The organism is Streptomyces sp. NPDC101178 (assembly GCF_044767965.1).
Lineage (GTDB): Bacteria > Actinomycetota > Actinomycetes > Streptomycetales > Streptomycetaceae > Streptomyces.
Window position 1 is genome coordinate 37,164 of the sequence record NZ_JBIWOZ010000005.1, and the last position, 15,801, is coordinate 52,964.

15 protein-coding genes are annotated in these 15,801 nt (G+C 73.1%); 3 read left to right on the forward strand and 12 right to left on the reverse strand.

Annotated elements, in window-relative coordinates:
* Nucleotides 1-7: 7 nt before the first annotated feature.
* Both ACIRR8_RS15920 and trpS read right to left on the reverse strand, forming a co-directional pair.
* Nucleotides 8-598, reverse strand: a complete 591-nt coding sequence (locus tag ACIRR8_RS15920; protein WP_404064447.1) for a 2'-5' RNA ligase family protein — start codon at nt 596-598, stop codon at nt 8-10.
* Nucleotides 599-700: 102 nt separating this feature from the next.
* The gene (gene trpS / locus ACIRR8_RS15925) at nt 701-1,693 is read right to left on the reverse strand and encodes a tryptophan--tRNA ligase (RefSeq protein WP_404065476.1); all 993 of its coding nucleotides are present in this window, start codon (nt 1,691-1,693) and stop codon (nt 701-703) included.
* A 322-nt stretch (nt 1,694-2,015) separates the two neighbouring features.
* Here trpS and rocD point away from each other — a divergent pair, with 322 nt between their 5' ends.
* Nucleotides 2,016-3,221, forward strand: a complete 1,206-nt coding sequence (gene rocD / locus ACIRR8_RS15930) for an ornithine--oxo-acid transaminase (RefSeq protein ID WP_404064449.1) — start codon at nt 2,016-2,018, stop codon at nt 3,219-3,221.
* Nucleotides 3,222-3,236: 15 nt separating this feature from the next.
* Here rocD and ACIRR8_RS15935 read toward each other — a convergent pair whose 3' ends face one another.
* Together ACIRR8_RS15935 and ACIRR8_RS15940 are read right to left on the reverse strand one after the other, a co-directional pair.
* Nucleotides 3,237-4,424 carry a glutathionylspermidine synthase family protein gene (locus tag ACIRR8_RS15935; protein ID WP_404064453.1) on the reverse strand — a complete coding sequence of 396 codons (1,188 nt, stop codon included), beginning with the start codon at nt 4,422-4,424 and terminating at the stop codon, nt 3,237-3,239.
* 5 nt (nt 4,425-4,429) lie between these two features.
* The gene (locus ACIRR8_RS15940; RefSeq protein ID WP_404064456.1) at nt 4,430-4,705 is read right to left on the reverse strand and encodes a hypothetical protein; all 276 of its coding nucleotides are present in this window, start codon (nt 4,703-4,705) and stop codon (nt 4,430-4,432) included.
* A 143-nt stretch (nt 4,706-4,848) separates the two neighbouring features.
* On the opposite strand from ACIRR8_RS15940, the gene ACIRR8_RS15945 reads away from it, so the two are divergent.
* Nucleotides 4,849-5,682 carry a hypothetical protein gene (locus tag ACIRR8_RS15945; RefSeq protein WP_404065479.1) on the forward strand — a complete coding sequence of 278 codons (834 nt, stop codon included), beginning with the start codon at nt 4,849-4,851 and terminating at the stop codon, nt 5,680-5,682.
* A gap of 30 nt (nt 5,683-5,712) precedes the next feature.
* On the opposite strand, the gene ACIRR8_RS15950 is transcribed toward ACIRR8_RS15945, so the two are convergent.
* Nucleotides 5,713-7,116 carry a PLP-dependent aminotransferase family protein gene (locus ACIRR8_RS15950; RefSeq protein WP_404064459.1) on the reverse strand — a complete coding sequence of 468 codons (1,404 nt, stop codon included), beginning with the start codon at nt 7,114-7,116 and terminating at the stop codon, nt 5,713-5,715.
* A gap of 47 nt (nt 7,117-7,163) precedes the next feature.
* Here ACIRR8_RS15950 and ACIRR8_RS15955 point away from each other — a divergent pair, with 47 nt between their 5' ends.
* Nucleotides 7,164-7,688: a carboxymuconolactone decarboxylase family protein gene (locus ACIRR8_RS15955; RefSeq protein ID WP_404064461.1), complete on the forward strand. Its 525-nt coding sequence runs from the start codon at nt 7,164-7,166 to the stop codon at nt 7,686-7,688.
* Between the two features lie 31 nt (nt 7,689-7,719).
* On the opposite strand, the gene ACIRR8_RS15960 is transcribed toward ACIRR8_RS15955, so the two are convergent.
* From ACIRR8_RS15960 to ACIRR8_RS15990, 7 genes are all read right to left on the reverse strand, one after another.
* The gene (locus tag ACIRR8_RS15960; protein WP_404064463.1) at nt 7,720-8,652 is read right to left on the reverse strand and encodes a serine/arginine repetitive matrix protein 2; all 933 of its coding nucleotides are present in this window, start codon (nt 8,650-8,652) and stop codon (nt 7,720-7,722) included.
* Between the two features lie 3 nt (nt 8,653-8,655).
* Entirely contained in the window at nt 8,656-9,066 is a 411-nt protein-coding gene (locus ACIRR8_RS15965) for a hypothetical protein (RefSeq protein ID WP_404064465.1), read from the reverse strand.
* Entirely contained in the window at nt 9,063-10,922 is a 1,860-nt protein-coding gene (locus ACIRR8_RS15970) for a hypothetical protein (RefSeq protein ID WP_404064468.1), read from the reverse strand. Before ACIRR8_RS15970 ends, ACIRR8_RS15965 begins: the two co-directional genes overlap by 4 nt.
* 266 nt (nt 10,923-11,188) lie before the next feature.
* Nucleotides 11,189-12,178, reverse strand: coding sequence for a malate dehydrogenase (locus ACIRR8_RS15975; protein ID WP_404064470.1), 990 nt, complete (start codon nt 12,176-12,178; stop codon nt 11,189-11,191).
* A 221-nt stretch (nt 12,179-12,399) separates the two neighbouring features.
* Nucleotides 12,400-13,701 carry a helix-turn-helix domain-containing protein gene (locus tag ACIRR8_RS15980; protein ID WP_404064472.1) on the reverse strand — a complete coding sequence of 434 codons (1,302 nt, stop codon included), beginning with the start codon at nt 13,699-13,701 and terminating at the stop codon, nt 12,400-12,402.
* A 406-nt stretch (nt 13,702-14,107) separates the two neighbouring features.
* Complete coding sequence (locus ACIRR8_RS15985; protein ID WP_404064475.1) at nt 14,108-14,743, reverse strand: DUF3017 domain-containing protein; 636 nt, start codon at nt 14,741-14,743, stop codon at nt 14,108-14,110.
* 23 nt (nt 14,744-14,766) lie between these two features.
* A complete protein-coding gene (locus ACIRR8_RS15990; RefSeq protein ID WP_030561694.1) occupies nt 14,767-15,648 on the reverse strand; it encodes a bifunctional methylenetetrahydrofolate dehydrogenase/methenyltetrahydrofolate cyclohydrolase in 882 nt (293 codons plus the stop codon).
* Nucleotides 15,649-15,801 lie beyond the last annotated feature (153 nt).

The following is a 15,801-nucleotide window of genomic DNA, read 5'->3' on the forward strand; positions in this document are numbered from 1 at the left end:
CCGGGGATCAGGGGCGCAGCGACGGTGCGTCGACCGAGTAGCCGCCCTGGGCCGGGACGGCGGGGGTACCGCCTCCGGACCCGAACGGGAAGTCGCGGAGCTTGCGCCAGACCGCGTCGGCACCCTGTTCGTACAGCGCGAAGGAGCCGCAGGTCCAGGCCGCCTCGTAGTCGGCGAGCTCCGCGTACGCCCGGTCCATCGCCTCTTCGGAGATGCCGTGCGCCACGGTGACGTGCGGGTGGTACGGGAACTGGAGCTCACGCACCAGCGGCCCGGAGGCGTCCCGGACCCGCTTCTGGAGCCAGGAGCAGGCCGAGGCGCCCTCCACCACCTGGACGAAGACCACCGGCGAGAGCGGCCGGAACGTGCCGGTGCCGGAGAGCCGCATCGGGAAGGGGCGGCCGGCCGTGGCGATCCGGTCGAGGTGCGCCTCGATCGCCGGCAGGTCGGCCGCCTCCGCCTCGGTCGGCGGCATGAGGGTGACATGGGTGGGAATGCCGTACGCGGCAGGATCCCCGAAGCTCGCGCGCCGCTCCTGGAGCAGGCTGCCGTAGGGCTCCGGGACCGCGATCGAAACGCCGAGCGTTACGGTCCCCACGTCGTTCTCCTCCATCGTCGATGGTCGATTTCCGGCCTTGCGCCGCGACCCGCCGCCGCAAGTGTGGCCCCTTCGGCCGTGATCTCGCCAGAGTCCTTGGACTCAGTGCTTGGCGGGCAGGAAGCCCATCCGGTCGTACGTCTGCGCCAGGGTCTCGGCGGCGACGGCTCTGGCCTTCTCCGCTCCCTTGGCCAGGACGGCGTCCAGCGTCTCCGGGTCGTCCAGATATTCCCGGGTGCGGACCTGGAACGGGGTGACGAATTCCACCATGGCCTCGGCCAGGTCGGTCTTCAGCGCCCCGTACCCCTTGCCCGCGTAGGTGTCCTCCAGCGCCTCGACCGTGCTGCCGGAGAGGGTGGAGAGGATGGTGAGCAGGTTGCTGACGCCCGGCTTCTTCTCCTCGTCGAAGCGGATCACCGTGTCGGTGTCGGTGACGGCGCTCTTGACCTTCTTGACCGTGGCCTTGGGGTCGTCGAGGAGGTTGATGAGGCCCTTCGGCGTGGAGGCCGACTTGCTCATCTTGACCGCCGGGTCCTGGAGGTCGTAGATCTTCGCCGTCTCCTTGAGGATGTACGGCGCCGGGATGGTGAACGTCTGCCCGAACCGGCCGTTGAACCGCTCCGCCAGGTCCCGGGTCAGCTCGATGTGCTGGCGCTGGTCCTCGCCCACCGGGACCTGGTCGGCCTGGTAGAGCAGGATGTCGGCGACCTGGAGGACCGGGTAGGTGAAGAGGCCGACGGTGGCGCGGTCGGCGCCCTGCTTGGCGGACTTGTCCTTGAACTGCGTCATCCGGGAGGCCTCGCCGAAGCCGGTGAGGCAGTTCATCACCCAGCCGAGCTGGGCGTGCTCGGGCACATGGCTCTGGACGAAGAGCGTGCACCGCTCCGGGTCCAGTCCGGCCGCGAGCAGCTGCGCCACGGCGAGCCGGGTGTTGGCGCGCAGCTCGGCGGGGTCCTGCGGCACCGTGATCGCGTGCAGGTCCACGACCATGTAGAAGGCGTCGTGCGTCTCCTGGAGCGCCACCCACTGGCGCACCGCGCCCAGGTAGTTGCCGAGGTGGAACGAGCCGGCGGTGGGCTGGATCCCGGAGAGCACACGGGGCCGGGCGGGCGCGCCGGTGCGGCCCGTCTGCGGCTGGTCGGTGGAGAGCGCGGAGCGATCAGAGGCCATGGGCCCATTGTCTCAGGTGCGGGGGCGATCCCCGGCAGCCGGTGCGGGGCGCAGCGGGGGCGCACCCGCTCGGGTGCCGGTCCGCTCACGCCCCGGGAGCGCGCGCCTGAGACGAAGCACACATTCCGGCCGCCGGAGCGTACGCGGGCGGGCGCGCCGGAGAGTGAAGGTTTCCCCGCGCCGGATGCGACCGACGATACAAAGTGGGCACCACCCCCGCCCACGCCGTACGACGAACGGAGATCCCGTGTCCGCCACGGAAACCGCCATCGCCTCCGCCGAGGCGCACAGCGCGCACAACTACCACCCGTTGCCGGTCGTCGTGGCCTCGGCAGAGGGCGCCTGGATGACCGATGTCGAGGGCCGCCGCTACCTCGATCTGCTCGCCGGCTACTCGGCGCTCAACTTCGGCCACGGCAACCGCCGTCTGCTCGACGCGGCCCGCGCCCAGCTGGAGCGGGTGACGCTGACCTCGCGGGCCTTCCACCACGACCGGTTCGCCGACTTCTGTACGGAGCTGGCCGAGCTGTGCGGCATGGAGATGGTGCTGCCGATGAACACCGGCGCGGAGGCGGTGGAGACGGCGGTGAAGACCGCCCGGAAGTGGGGCTACCGGGTCAAGGGCGTCCCGGACGGGATGGCGAAGATCATCGTGGCCTCGGACAACTTCCACGGCCGCACGACGACGATCATCAGCTTCTCCACGGACCCGGAGGCGAGGGCCGACTACGGCCCGTACACCCCGGGGTTCGAGATCGTGCCGTACGGGGATCTCACCGCGCTCCGGGAGGCGATGACGGAGAACACCGTGGCGGTGCTGATCGAGCCGATCCAGGGCGAGGCGGGCGTGCTGGTGCCGCCGGCCGGATATCTGGCCGGCGTGCGGGAGCTGACGCGGGAGCGGAACGTGCTCTTCGTCGCGGACGAGATCCAGTCGGGTCTGGGACGTACCGGGAAGACGTTCGCGCTGGAGCACGAGGGCGTGGTGCCGGACATGTACGTGCTCGGCAAGGCGCTCGGCGGCGGCGTGGTGCCGGTGTCGGCCGTGGTCTCCTCGGCGGAGGTCCTCGGGGTGTTCAGGCCCGGCGAGCACGGCTCCACCTTCGGCGGGAACCCGCTGGCGTGCGCGGTGGCGCTGGAGGTGATCGCGATGCTGCGGACCGGCGAGTACCAGGAGCGGGCCGCCGAGCTGGGTGACCATCTGCACCGGGAGCTGGGGCTGCTGGCCGGGGGCGGTGCGGTGGAGACCGTACGGGGCCGGGGGCTGTGGGCGGGCGTCGACATCGCGCCCGCCCTCGGCACCGGCCGGCAGATCTCGGAGCGGCTGATGGCGGAGCGGGTGCTGGTGAAGGACACGCACGGCTCGACCATCCGGATCGCGCCGCCGCTGGTGATCTCCAAGGAGGACCTGGACTGGGGGCTGGACCGGCTGCGGACGGTGCTCAGCGCCTGAGCCGTTCAAAAAGGGTCAGAGGATGACGTGGGGCAGGAAGCGGGCGTACTCGTCCGTGACCGGCCCCGCCGATTCCCGGATGCCGAGCCCGGCCGCCTCGTCCTCCACCATCCAGGCCCCGAGCACCACCCGGTTGCCGTCGATGTCGGGCAGCGGCGCCAGCTCCTGGTAGCAGCACGGCTCGTCGCGCAGGACCGCCGGGGCGCCGGGCCCGTGCAGGTCGACCCCGGCGCCCTCGCGGCCGAGCAGCGGCTTGGAGACGTACCCCGCGCCGCCGGGCCCGGCCAGCTCGCGCGGGCCGTCGAGGTAGGCGGGCAGCAGGTTCGGGTGGCCCGGGTACAGCTCCCAGAGGATCGCGAGGAGCGCCTTGTTGGAGAGGAGCATCTTCCAGGCGGGCTCGATCCAGCAGGTGGTGCCGGAGCCGCCGCCGTTGTCGAGGGTCTCCAGCACCTGCGGCCCGAACCGGTCCGTGGTCAGCCACTCCCACGGGTAGAGCTTGAAGCAGCTGCGGAGGAAGCGGAGCCGGTCGTCGACGAACCGTCCGCTCAGCCGGTCCCAGCCGATGTCCTCCACACAGAGCGCCTCGGTGTCGAGCCCGGCCTGCTGGGCGGTCTCGCGCAGGTACGCGACCGTCATCAGGTCCTCGCCGGCCTCGTCGCCCTCCGAGTGCGCGAAGTGCAGCGGGCCCGGCGGCAGCAGCCGGGCCTGCCGCTTCCAGGCGTCGACGAGCCGCTCGTGCAGCGAGTTCCACTGGTCGGCACCCGGGAACCGCTCCTCCATCCAGAACCACTGCGGGCTGGCGGCCTCCACCAGGGAGGTCGGGGTGTCGGCGTTGTACTCCAGCATCTTCGCCGGGCCGCTCCCGTCGTAGCGCAGGTCGAACCGCCCGTACAGGGAGGGCAGTTCGTCGCGGCGGCGCCAGGACTCGGCGACCAGCGAGGCCAGGCGCGGACCGGTGATACCGAGGTCGGCGAAACGGTCCTGCTCCACGATGTGCGCGGCGGCGGCCAGGCACATCGTGTGCAGCTCCTCGACGGTCTCCTCCAGGGCCTCGACCTCGGGCAGCGAGAAGACGTAGTAGGCGCTCTCGTCCCAGTAGGGGCGCAGCGAACCGTCCGGGTGGCGGGTGAGCGGGTAGACGAGCCCCTGCGACTCGACGGTCCGCTGCCAGCCGGGGCGCGGCTCGATGGTGCGGCGCTCCACCGGGCTCAGCCTCCGCCGGACTTGGTGCAGCCGAAGCCGCCCCGGTCGACCGCCGACTTGTCGAAGCTGCCGCCCTGGACCTTGCCGTCGCCGCTCCTGCCGCCGCCGTAGTAGTACGAACCGCTGCCGCCGCTGCGGCACTCGGAGCTGGGCAGGGTCCTTTGGGTCGTCCGGTCGGCGCAGCGCCTGTCCGGCTCCGAGCCGCACGATGTGATCGTCAGGGCGAGCAGCCCCATGCCGCCGAGCACGACCGTGCTCGACCTCAGCCTCCGCTTGGCCATGCTTCGGTTCTCCCCCGTGGTACGTGACGCGGTCCGGCACCCCGTTCCTCGCCGGACGGCTTGTCAGACTAGTTCGCCGTTCCGCCGGATCGAAACCCACGGGATGAACCACCGCCCGGTACATTCCTTTTGTGCTCCTGGGGATGATCTGCGCGCTCGGTGCCGCCCTCTGCTACGGGACGGCCTCCGTCCTCCAGGCGATCGCCGCACGGGCCGCGAGCCGGCCGGACTCCGGGGCGGGCGTGGATCCCGCCCTGCTGCTGCGGGCGGTGCGGCAGTGGCGTTACGTCGCCGGACTCGCCCTGGACGGCCTGGGCTTCGTGCTCCAGATCGTCGCCCTGCGCGCGCTGCCGATCTACGCCGTGGGGGCCGCGCTCGCCGCGTCGCTCGCGGTCACGGCGGTGGTCGCGGCCCGACTGCTGGCGGTCCGGCTGAGCAGGGCGGAGTGGGCGGCGGTGGCGGTGGTCTGCGCCGGGCTCGGGATGCTGGGACTGGCCTCGGGCAAGGAGGGCGAGCTGGCGGGCCCGGAGTGGCTGCCGTGGGCGGTGCCCGCCGCGGCGCTGGGGGTGCTGGTGCTCGGTGCGGTGGGCGGGCGGCTGCCGACACGGGCCCGGTCGCTGGCGCTGGGCCTGGGGGCCGGGTTCGGGTTCGGGGTGGTGGAGGTGGCGGTGCGGCTGGTCGACGAGGTGTCGCCGGGCGCGCTGGTGCGGAACCCGGCGGCGTACGGGCTGCTGCTGGGCGGTGCGGCGGCGTTCCTGCTGCTGACGTCGGCGCTGCAGAAGGGGTCGGTGACGACGGCGACGGCCGGGATGGTGCTCGGCGAGACGGTCGGCCCGGCGCTGGTGGGGGTGGTGTGGCTGGGCGACGGGACGCGGGCCGGGCTGGGGTGGCTGGCCGTCACCGGCTTCGTGGTGGCGGTGGCGGGGTCGCTGGCCCTGGCCCGGTTCGGCGAGGCGCCGGAACCGGAGCGGCCGTAGCCGTAGGTGTAGCCGTCGCTGTAGGGCCTGTTACGGCAGCACCCGGCACAGCGCGTCCAGCGCGCCCGTCCAGGCGCTCTCCGACGGCGAGCCGTAGCCGATCACCAGCGCGTCGCGGCCGGGCGTGGCGTCGGGGTGGCGGTAGCGGGACAGGCCGTCCAGCGCCAGGCCCTGGAAGGCCGCCGCCTGGATCACCGATCGCTCGGCACCCGGGGGGAGTTCGAGGACCGCGTGCAGCCCGGCCGCGATGCCGCTGACCTCGATGCCCGGCGCGCGTTCGGCGAGCGCCGTGACGAGCTGGTCGCGGCGGCGCCGGTAGCGCAGCCGCATGGAGCGCACATGCCGGTCGTACGCTCCCGAGGCGATGAACTCCGCCAGCGTCAGCTGGTCGATGGCGCCGGACATCCAGTCGGCCGGCCCCTTCGCCGCCACGACCTCCCCGACCAGCCCGCGCGGCAGCACCATCCAGCCGAGCCGCAGGCCGGGCGCGAGCGACTTGGAGGCGGTGCCGAGGTACACGACGCGTTCGGGGTCGAGCCCTTGAAGGGCACCGACGGGTTGCCGGTCGAACCGGAACTCCCCGTCGTAGTCGTCCTCCAGGATCAGGCCCCCGGTGGCGCGGGCCCAGTCGACGGCGGCGGCCCGCCGGTCCGGATGGAGCGGTACGCCGGTGGGGAACTGGTGCGCCGGAGTCAGCAGCACCGCTCCCGTACCGCGCATCCCGGCCAGCTCCCCGGTCCGCGAGCCGAGCCCGTCCAGCGGCAGGCACGGCGTGGCGAGACCCGTTGCGGTGACGAGGTCGCGGTGCAGGTCGAGCCCGTACGACTCGACGGCCAGCTCCCGCACCCGGCGGCCGCGCAAAACCGCGCCCAGCAGCTTCAGCCCGTGGACGAAGCCGGCGCAGACCACGATGCGCTCCGGGTCGGCGTGGACACCGCGGGCGCGGGCCAGGTACTCGGCCAGCACCGTGCGCAGCTCGACGCGCCCGAGCGGATCGCCGTAGTCGAACGCCTCGTCGGGTGCGGCGGTGAGCGCCTTGCGGGCGGCCCGGAGCCAGGCGGTGCGCGGGAAGGCCGACACGTCCGGGGAGCCCGGCTTCAGGCTGTGGCCGGTACGCGGACGGGCCGGCCGGGTACGGGCCGCCACCGGGTCCGCCGGCCGGCGCGGTGCGGCCCGCTGCGCGACCCGGGTGCCCGAGCCCTGGCGGGCGGTGAGCCAGCCCTCGGCGACGAGTTCGGCGTAGGCGTCGGCGACGGTGTTGCGGGCGATACCCAGGTCGGCGGCGAGCGCCCGGGAGGACGGCAGCCGGGTGCCCGGGGCCAGCCGCCCGCTGCGCACCGCCTCGCGCAGCGCCGCCATCAGCCCGCTGCGCAGCCCGGTGCCGACCAGCTCCAGATGGAGGTCGGCACCGAAAGCGGCCCAGGAATCCGTCATGGAAATGGACCATACCGGTGCGCCACCGACCCCGTAGCGTCGTCCCCATGACCACCGCACACGAACACCCCGCACCCACCGCCCACCCGGCCGACCGCGCCGCAGAGCACCCGCGGCGCCTCTCCGTCTCCGAGCTGCTTCCCGATGTCTACAAGGCGATGGTCCGCCTCGACATCGCCGCCGGGAAGGGCCTGGACCCCGTCCTGGTCGAACTGGTGAAGATCCGCGCCTCGCAGCTCAACAGGTGCGCGTTCTGCCTGGACATGCACACCAAGGACGCCCTCGCGGCGGGCGAGTCCGTCGAGCGGATCGTCCAGCTGAGCGCCTGGGAGGAGTCGCGGCACTTCTACACCGAGAAGGAGCTGGCGGCGCTCGCGCTGACCGAGGCGGTGACCGTCCTCACCGACGGTTTCGTCCCGGACGAGGTGTACGCGGAGGCCGCCGAACACTTCGCGGAGACCGAACTGGCCCAACTGGTCGCGGCCATCACGGTGATCAACGCCTGGAACCGCTTCGGCGTGACCGGCCGGCTGACACCGGGGCACTACACACCGGGCGACTTCAAGCACTGATCGCTCGCCCCGTCGGAACGGGCCACCTCCGTCAGAACGGGCTGCCGTACGGGTCGAAGTGCGTCACGGCGGTGGAGAGGATCTCCTCGTGGCGCGGCCACTGCTCGTCGGGCGCGGCCACCAGCACCGCGTAGAGGCGGCCGTCCGACGCGGTGAAGACCCGCTCCACGACCCGGCGGCGGCTGCCGGTCTCCTCGCTGTCGTACGCGTACACCAGCTCGGCGGCCTCGCCTCCGAGCGGGTTGTCGACGGCGCCGATGCGGACCTCCTCGAAGCCGGGGCTCACGCCGCGCTCCTCCGAGGCCGCGCGCACCGCCTCCAGCGCGGTCATGCCGGGCTCGGACACCCGGAAGACCTGGAGGAGTTCGCCGGAGCCGAAGGGCGCGTAGAACACCCCGCCGGTCCTCTCCGTACGTTCGCTCCACTCCTCGGGCACCGCGATCCGGAAGCCCTGCGCGTCGTCCTGGACGACGAATCCGGGCGGCGGCTCGCCAGGGTCCGGGGACTCGGTGCCGGTGGCGTCGGAGGTCTCGGACGCGGTGTCCTGCGTGCCGTCGGCGAAGCCGGTGTCCGGGTCGGTGGCCTCGTCGGCCGGGGCGCTCGCCGTACGGTTGCGGGCGTCGTCCCGGCCGTCGTCACCGCCCCCACCGGCGCCGGCCGTGAACCAGAGCGCCGCCGCACCGGCCGCGAGCACGGCCACGGCGAGCCCGGCGGTCAGCGGGGTGATCCGCTCCCGCACCGTCCGGGCAGCGGTCTCAGGACGGTGGGGGTCGGTGATGTCCCGGTGGGTGCCGGTGATGTTGTTGTACGGGCCCGGCGGCGCGCCGGGGTCCGCCGACGGCATGGGCGGCACCACCGGGGCGGCGGCAGGCGGCGGAGGCGGTGGCGGGGTGTGGGCGCGCCGCGGCTCGGTCTCCCAGCTCTGGGTCTCGTCGTTCCAGCGCGCACCACCGCCCCCGGTCACCGGTCAGCCTCCCAGCAGCGCGCGCAGCGCCTCGGCCACCGCGACACCGGACGCCAGGGTTCCCGTGACGGTCCCGGCGGCGGTCAGCGCCTGCTGGAGCCGGGCCAGCCGGCCCGGCTCGGCGGCGCCCGACGTCTCGATCTCGTCCGCCACCGAGACCAGTTCGGCGTCCAGCACCTCCGTGGCGTCGGAGGTGACGAACCGGGCGAGGTCGGCACGGAGCTCCCGCACGGCCTGCAGCAGCTCGGCCTGGGCCTCGCCGGCGGGTCCGGCGTGCTGGTGCTGGGTGACGGTGTTGTGGTCGCCGACGGCGAAGGCGCTGCCGGTCACCGAACCGATGTGGACCGTGCGCTGCGGCTGGGGCTGCTGCCGCGGCTCGTCGGAGGGCGTTCCGGAGGGCGGGGCGGGGCTCATTTCTCTCCTGCTTTCCGCTGGGGGCCCGGGGCTGCGGCAGGGCCCTTCGTGGCGCCGGGGCCCTTGCCGGTACCGGGGCTCTTGCGCGCGCCGGGGGCGGCCGGGGCCGACGGGCCGGTGCGCCTGATGTCGTTGTGGTCGCCGATGCCGATCGCGCTGTCCTTCGCGGACTCGATGAACACGCCGCCGGCACCGATGTTGACGATCTTCTGCTCGAACTCGTCGGTCTCGAAGCCCGCTTCCCGCAGGGCGAGGCGGACGCCGCCGGTCACCCGGTCCTCGATGCTCTTCAGATACCGGTTGACGTCCATGTCCTGGAAGAGCGAGGCGCTCTCGTCGGCGCCCAGCTCCCGGACGGAGAACACGGGGCCCTCGGCCGGCGCACCGCTGTTCCCGGCCGTGAGGAGCTTCCAGCCGCTCTCCGCACCGCGGCCCAGGGTGACGAGCGAGCGCGCCAGCGAGGCCGGGGTGCGGGTCAGCGCCCAGACCGCCTTGCCGAACCAGTGGTTGTTGCGGTGCCGGTGGGCGGCCCGGTCGGCGTCGCGGAACAGCGGGTGCACCGGCATCAGGACGTGCGGGGCCACCTCCAGCATCAGCATCCCGCCCTGGGTGTGGACCCGGACGAAGACGGTGACGACGACCTCCTCGCTCCAGCCGCCGACCCGGATGCGCAGGAAGTGCCGCCTTCCCTCGCCGCCCTCCTCGACGGCGCGGTCGCGGTGCTCCTCGAACGCGCCGGGACCGTACGGGGCGCTCTCGCGCCGGGGCAGGCCGGTGGCCGGCAGGAAGACGCACTCGTCGACCACCAGCTCGCGCAGCCGGTCCCGGACGGCGGCCGCGCTCTCGGCGGAACCGTGCGAGGACGGCACCCGCAGGCCCTCCAGCAGCGGCACGATCCGGCGCAGGATCCGGGCGTTGTCGAGCGGCTCCGTGGGGCCCTCCGCGCTCGGCCGGAGTTCGACGGTGAGGTTCCAGGTGCCATAGGGCGTGCCCATGCCGCAGAACGGGTTCCGCTCGCCGTACAGGATGACAGGCGCGTGCTGCTCCAGCCGGATCCGCTGCTGGAGCCGCCGGAAGCGGGCGCCCGGCGCGTGCTCGGCCTGGTCGGCCGCGAGGTCGGGGAAGTTCTCCCGGGACAGCTCCTCGGTCATCACCCGGGCGAACTGGCCGCGCTGGAGGCCGACCAGGCCCGCGATGACGGCGACGAAGAAGAGGACCACCCAGGCGGCCCCGGTGGCGGACCCGTCGGAGAAGCTGCCGGTGATCAGGGCGAAGCCCAGGTCGGAGGCGTCCGGCAGGGCGTCGGCGAAGCTGTCGGACCCGGAGGATCCAGGCCCGTACGCGTCGGAGAAGCCGTCCGGTTCGAGGTCGCCGCCGAACAGGCCGAGCGCCGAGGCCAGCACCCAGAACCCGAGGAGGAACAGGAAGAGCCGCCCGTACCAGCGCATGAGGAACGCCACGACCCGCCGGAAGACCGGCGGATTCGGCGCGGAACCGCGGACCCAGGGCGCGGCGGCCAGCAGGATGCACGGGAAGAACAGCGTGGCGACGACGCCCCCGGTGAGGACGGCGCCGAGCAGCCAGGCCGCCAGGATGCCCGCCGCCCACGCCAGTTCGGTGCGGCGGGCGCGGAGCGCGTGGGCGAGGACTCGGGCGGCGTCGAAGCCCGTCGACGGGGCGACGACGCACTGCTCCTGGACGTACAGCTGGTCGATGACCGCGTTCCGGTAGCCGTCGTGCAGATGGACCCCGGCGCACAGCAGCCTGCCGGCCTCGCTCGTGGCCGGGTGCACGGGTGGCTTCCCGAGCAGATCGTCCTGACCCTGCGACGGCCGCGGCACGGCACTCCCGGTCACCGGTTCCTCTTTCCCCTGCTGCCTAGCGACGGCCACGCCCCTGCGGGGACCGAAGATCGAAAGGGGCCAATGTAAGCGGGCCCGGGACCGCCCGGGGAGTCGATTGTCGGCCATATCGATCCGGGGAGACGGGGTGGTGGGCCGGGCGGGGAAGCCGAGCGCCCCCGGTGGCCTGAGCAGGCTGCCGGGGGCGCTCGGTGCACTCGGTGCGGGTGCGGGTCGGACCGTGAATCAGATCAGGCCCGTGAATCTGATCAGGCCGTGGATCAGATCAGACCGAGCTCGCGGACCGCGTCGCGCTCCTCGGTGAGCTCCTGGACGGAGGCGTCGATGCGCTTGCGGGAGAACTCGTTGATGTCCAGGCCCTGGACGATCTCGTACGTGCCGCCCTTCGTGGTGACCGGGAAGGAGGAGATGATGCCCTCCGGGACGCCGTAGGAGCCGTCCGACGGGATGCCCATCGAGGTCCAGTCGCCGGCGGCGGTGCCGTTGACCCAGGTGTGGACGTGGTCGATGGCGGCGTTGGCGGCCGAGGCGGCGGAGGACGCGCCACGGGCCTCGATGATCGCCGCGCCGCGCTTGGCGACGGTCGGGATGAAGGTGTCGGCGAGCCACACCTCGTCGTTGACGGTCTCGGCGGCGTTCTTGCCGGCGATCTCCGCGTGGAAGATGTCCGGGTACTGGGTGGCCGAGTGGTTGCCCCAGATCGTCAGCTTCTTGATGTCGGAGACGGCGGCACCGGTCTTGGCGGCCAGCTGCGAGATCGCGCGGTTGTGGTCCAGGCGGGTCATCGCGGTGAAGCGCTCGGCCGGTACGTCCGGGGCGGCGGCCTGCGCGATGAGCGCGTTGGTGTTGGCCGGGTTGCCGACGACGAGGACCTTGATGTCGTCCGCCGCGTGGTCGTTGATGGCCTTGCCCTGCGGCTTGAAGATGCCGCCGTTGGCGGCGAGCAGGTCACCGCGCTCCATGCCCTTGGTACGCGGGCGGGCGCCGACGAGCAGGGCCACGTTCGCACCGGCGAAGCCGACGTTCGGGTCGTCGGTGATCTCGATGCCCCGCAGCAGCGGGAAGGCGCAGTCGTCGAGCTCCATCGCGGTGCCCTCGGCGGCCTTGAGGCCCTGCGGGATCTCCAGGAGGCGCAGGTTGACCGGCACGTCCGGGCCGAGCAGGTGGCCGGAGGCGATGCGGAAGAGCAGCGCGTAGCCGATCTGGCCGGCAGCGCCGGTCACGGTGACATTCACGGGAGTGCGGGTCATGGCGGTCTCCGTTAGACAGCTGGCGGTGGGGGTCCCGGCCCCTGGTGCCGGACCCTGGTGCGGGAGACCCCTTCGCGCCCGACGCGTCGTCCGACGAATCTTGACGTGAAGAGATTTCCGGCGGCCAGGCTATCGGACCCGGCAGGTGCGGACCGCCCGGCCCCCTGTGGCACCGGGCACAACCCGTCACTCACCGCAGGCGGGCCACCTCTTACGTGTGGCTACGTGGTGCAGCCCTTCGTGCCGGAGGTGAGCGTCGCGCAGGCCTTCGCGTCGGCCGCCGTCCTCACCGCGACCATCGGCGTGTAGGCCTCGGTGACCGTGACCTCGCCGTTCTGCCCGTCCGCCGCCGCGCTCCCGGTGATCGTCACGGTGTCGCCCGGACCCGCCTCGGTGAGCCGGGCCCAGGCTGCGGAGCAGACCTCGCTGTACCGGACCTCGACCCGGGAGGCGCCGATCCCGGTGGTGGTGACCGTACGGGCGTACTCGCCGCCGCAGCCCATCTCGTCGGGGTTCTGCCCGGTGCAGTCGTCGCCCTGGCACTCGACACCGGCCGGGGGTGCGGGCGCGGGCTCCTCGGTCGCGGGATCGGGGGCCTGGCTCGTGGGGGCGGCCGTCGGGGCCTGGCTCGTAGGGGTGGGCGGTGCGGCCTCGGCGGGCTCGTCGCCGCTGGGCGCGAGCATCAGCGCACCGACGACGACGATGACCGCTCCGGCCGCACCGACGGCGAGCATGATCACCCTGCTGCGGCCGCTGGTGGACACGCCGCCGCCGCGCGCGCCGTTCGCCGGCCGTCCGGCCTGGCGCTGCGGCGGGACCGGAGGAACGGTTCCGCGCTGGGTGGGGACGGAGGGGGCGCGTCCGTCGGCGCGGTGGAGATCGGAGTCGTACGCGTCAAAGCCGTACGGATCAGGGCCGTACGCACCGGAGCCGTACGCGTCGGGGCCGTGCGCATCGGGGTTGTGCGCGTCACGGCCGTACGCACCGGGGCCGTAGGCGTCAGGGCCGTACGCGTCGGGGCCGTGGCCGTCCGGGCGGGCGGTGTCCGGGCGCCCGGTGTCCGGGCCGTGGGCGTCGGCCGTTCCGGTCGCGGTGGCGCCGCGGCCGGCGGAAGCGGAACCGGACGCGCTGTGCCGGCCACCGGCGGACCGGCCGGCTCCGTTCCTGCCGCCGTCCGCCGCGTCGCTCGCGCCGAGCGCCTCGCGCGCCTGGCTGACGCGGATGGCCTCGATCGTCATGTCGTGGCGCATCTCGGCCCGGCTCCAGGCGCGCTCGGCCAGCTCCCACATGGTCGTGAGGTGGTGCTGCTGAGTGCCCGTCACATCGGCGAGGGCCACGACGGCACGGCGCGGAGGGAGGAGCCGGCCGTTCAGGTACCGCTCCCAGGATGTCTTGCTGAACCCGGTACGGTCGGCCACCGCGGTGGTGTTCAGACCGCTGCGGTCCACGATCCTGCGCAGCTGGCTCGTGAACTCCCTGATCTGCGGGTCGAGTTCCTCGGGCAGTGCCCTCCAACGAGGCATCGCGCCTCCCCCTCCGTTCTCCCCGGTGCATCCCCCGGACGTGCTTCCTGTGCCCCCGCCGCGGCCGGTACCGCCGACCGGTGCGTCCCCCGGACCGGTCCGCTCCTCGTCCGTCGCCGTGTCAGTCTGCCATCGTTGCGCGGCGATCACACCGTGCCGGAATGGTCACTTCCGTGCCACAGGCCCCGGGCGCACCTTGTAGCGGGCCTTCCATGTCCATGACGCTGGAGTGGGAACGGGGCGAGGCCGCTCCTTCCGCCGTGAGCCGGGGCCGCCCCCGGACCGGGCTGTCCGTCCCTCCTCGGGGGTGGGGACGGGCGCACCGGGCGGGCACCTCCTGACGGGTGCCCGCCCGGGCCCACGCACGAGCCCGGCATGATCGGCAGGACACCTCCTACGACGGGCCCTAGCGGATCGTGAAGCGGACCGCGTCCTCCAGGATCGGCACGTCCAGCCACGGCCTCGGCTGCGCGACCAGCGCGAGCAGCACGATCAGGGTTCCCATCAGCCCGTACGTCACCAGGTCGGTGAAGCGGGAACGCACCGCGAGCATGCCGACCGACGGCACCACCCAGCGCAGCACCGCTCCGGCGATCAGGGCCACGCCGATCAGGATGGTGCCGATGCGAAACGCCTCGGCGAACGGGTCCAGCGCCACGACCAGCAGCCCGACGCCCGCCGCGCCGAGCACGGTGAGCAGCGGCCACTGCCGGGCCGGCGCGGGCGCGTCACGCGGAGCGGCCCGGCCGCCGCCCTCGGGACGGGCGGTGTCGCGCGTGAAGAGCGGGAACCGCCGGGTCCTGCGGGGGGCAGGCGCCTCGCCACCCGGTTCGGCGGCGGTGGAGCCGCTGTCCGGTTCTGCGCGATCGGGCCCGGTGGAGCCGCCGCCCTGTTCCGTCGAACCGCCGTCCGACTCCTCCCGTACGGACTCCTCTTGGACGGACTCCTCTTGGACGGACTCCTCCTGGACGGACTGCTCCCGTACGGACTCCGCGGCGCCGCCCGCCGGGGCCGGGTCGGCCGGACTCGTACCAGCACCCATGGGGTTCCCTCCGGATCCGGCCGTCAGCCCGCGGCAGCCGCGTCGGCGGCCTCTGCCGCGGTCCGCTCTGCCGCCTCGACCACGTTGACCAGGAGCTGGGCGCGGGTCATCGGGCCGACACCGCCGGGGTTCGGGGCGACCCAGGCCGCCACCTCGCGGACGCCCGGGTGCACATCGCCGACGATCTTGCCGTTCTCGTCCCGGCTGACGCCGACGTCGAGCACGGCCGCGCCCGGCTTGACGTCCTCGGGCTTGATCAGGTGCTGCACGCCCGCCGCGGCGACGATGATGTCGGCCTGGCGCAGGTGCGAGGAGAGGTCCCGGGTGCCCGTGTGGCACTGGGTCACCGTGGCGTTCTCCGACTTACGGGTCAGCAGCAGCGGGATCGAGCGGCCGATGGTGACGCCGCGTCCGACGACCACGACGTGCGCGCCGTTGATCTCCACGCCGTGCGCGCGCAGCAGCTGGACGACGCCCTGCGGGGTGCACGGCAGCGGGCCCGTCTCGTTGAGGACGAGGCGGCCGAGGCTCATCGGGTGCAGCCCGTCGGCGTCCTTCTCCGGGTCCATCAGCTCCAGGACCCGGTTGGTGTCGATGCCCTTGGGCAGCGGCAGCTGGACGATGTACCCCGTGCACTCCGGGTCGGCGTTCAGCTCCCGTACGACGTCCTCGATCTCCTCCTGGGTGGCGGTGTCGGGGAGTTCGCGCTGGATCGAGCCGATGCCGACCTCCGCGCAGTCGCGGTGCTTGCCGTTCACGTACCAGCGGCTGCCCGGGTCGTCCCCGACGAGCAGGGTTCCGAGGCCGGGAGTGATCCCCTGCGCCTTGAGGGCCGCCACACGGACGGTCAGGTCGGACTTGATCGCGGCAGCGGTGGCCTTGCCATCGAGAATCTGGGCAGTCATGGCCCCATCCTCGCGGATGACCCCGCCCGCATACCAATTTCCAATGCCTCACCTGTGGCCGAGATTGCACTTGCACAACGTCCTGCGCTCTGGACTGGACAAACGCCGGTCGCGCTTATAACGATGAAGGCCGCGGTTGTACGGGGGGCGGGC

Excerpts from the sequence above, each read along its gene's own strand:
- ACIRR8_RS15940 (WP_404064456.1), bottom strand. The coding sequence starts at position 4,705 with ATGGCCAAGCGGAGGCTGAGGTCGAGCACGGTCGTGCTCGGCGGCATG.
- ACIRR8_RS15945 (WP_404065479.1), top strand. The coding sequence starts at position 4,849 with ATGATCTGCGCGCTCGGTGCCGCCCTCTGCTACGGGACGGCCTCCGTC.
- ACIRR8_RS15950 (WP_404064459.1), bottom strand. The coding sequence starts at position 7,116 with ATGACGGATTCCTGGGCCGCTTTCGGTGCCGACCTCCATCTGGAGCTG.
- ACIRR8_RS15955 (WP_404064461.1), top strand. The coding sequence starts at position 7,164 with ATGACCACCGCACACGAACACCCCGCACCCACCGCCCACCCGGCCGAC.
- ACIRR8_RS15965 (WP_404064465.1), bottom strand. The coding sequence starts at position 9,066 with ATGAGCCCCGCCCCGCCCTCCGGAACGCCCTCCGACGAGCCGCGGCAG.
- ACIRR8_RS15975 (WP_404064470.1), bottom strand. The coding sequence starts at position 12,178 with ATGACCCGCACTCCCGTGAATGTCACCGTGACCGGCGCTGCCGGCCAG.
- ACIRR8_RS15980 (WP_404064472.1), bottom strand. The coding sequence starts at position 13,701 with ATGCCTCGTTGGAGGGCACTGCCCGAGGAACTCGACCCGCAGATCAGG.
- ACIRR8_RS15985 (WP_404064475.1), bottom strand. The coding sequence starts at position 14,743 with ATGGGTGCTGGTACGAGTCCGGCCGACCCGGCCCCGGCGGGCGGCGCC.
- ACIRR8_RS15990 (WP_030561694.1), bottom strand. The coding sequence starts at position 15,648 with ATGACTGCCCAGATTCTCGATGGCAAGGCCACCGCTGCCGCGATCAAG.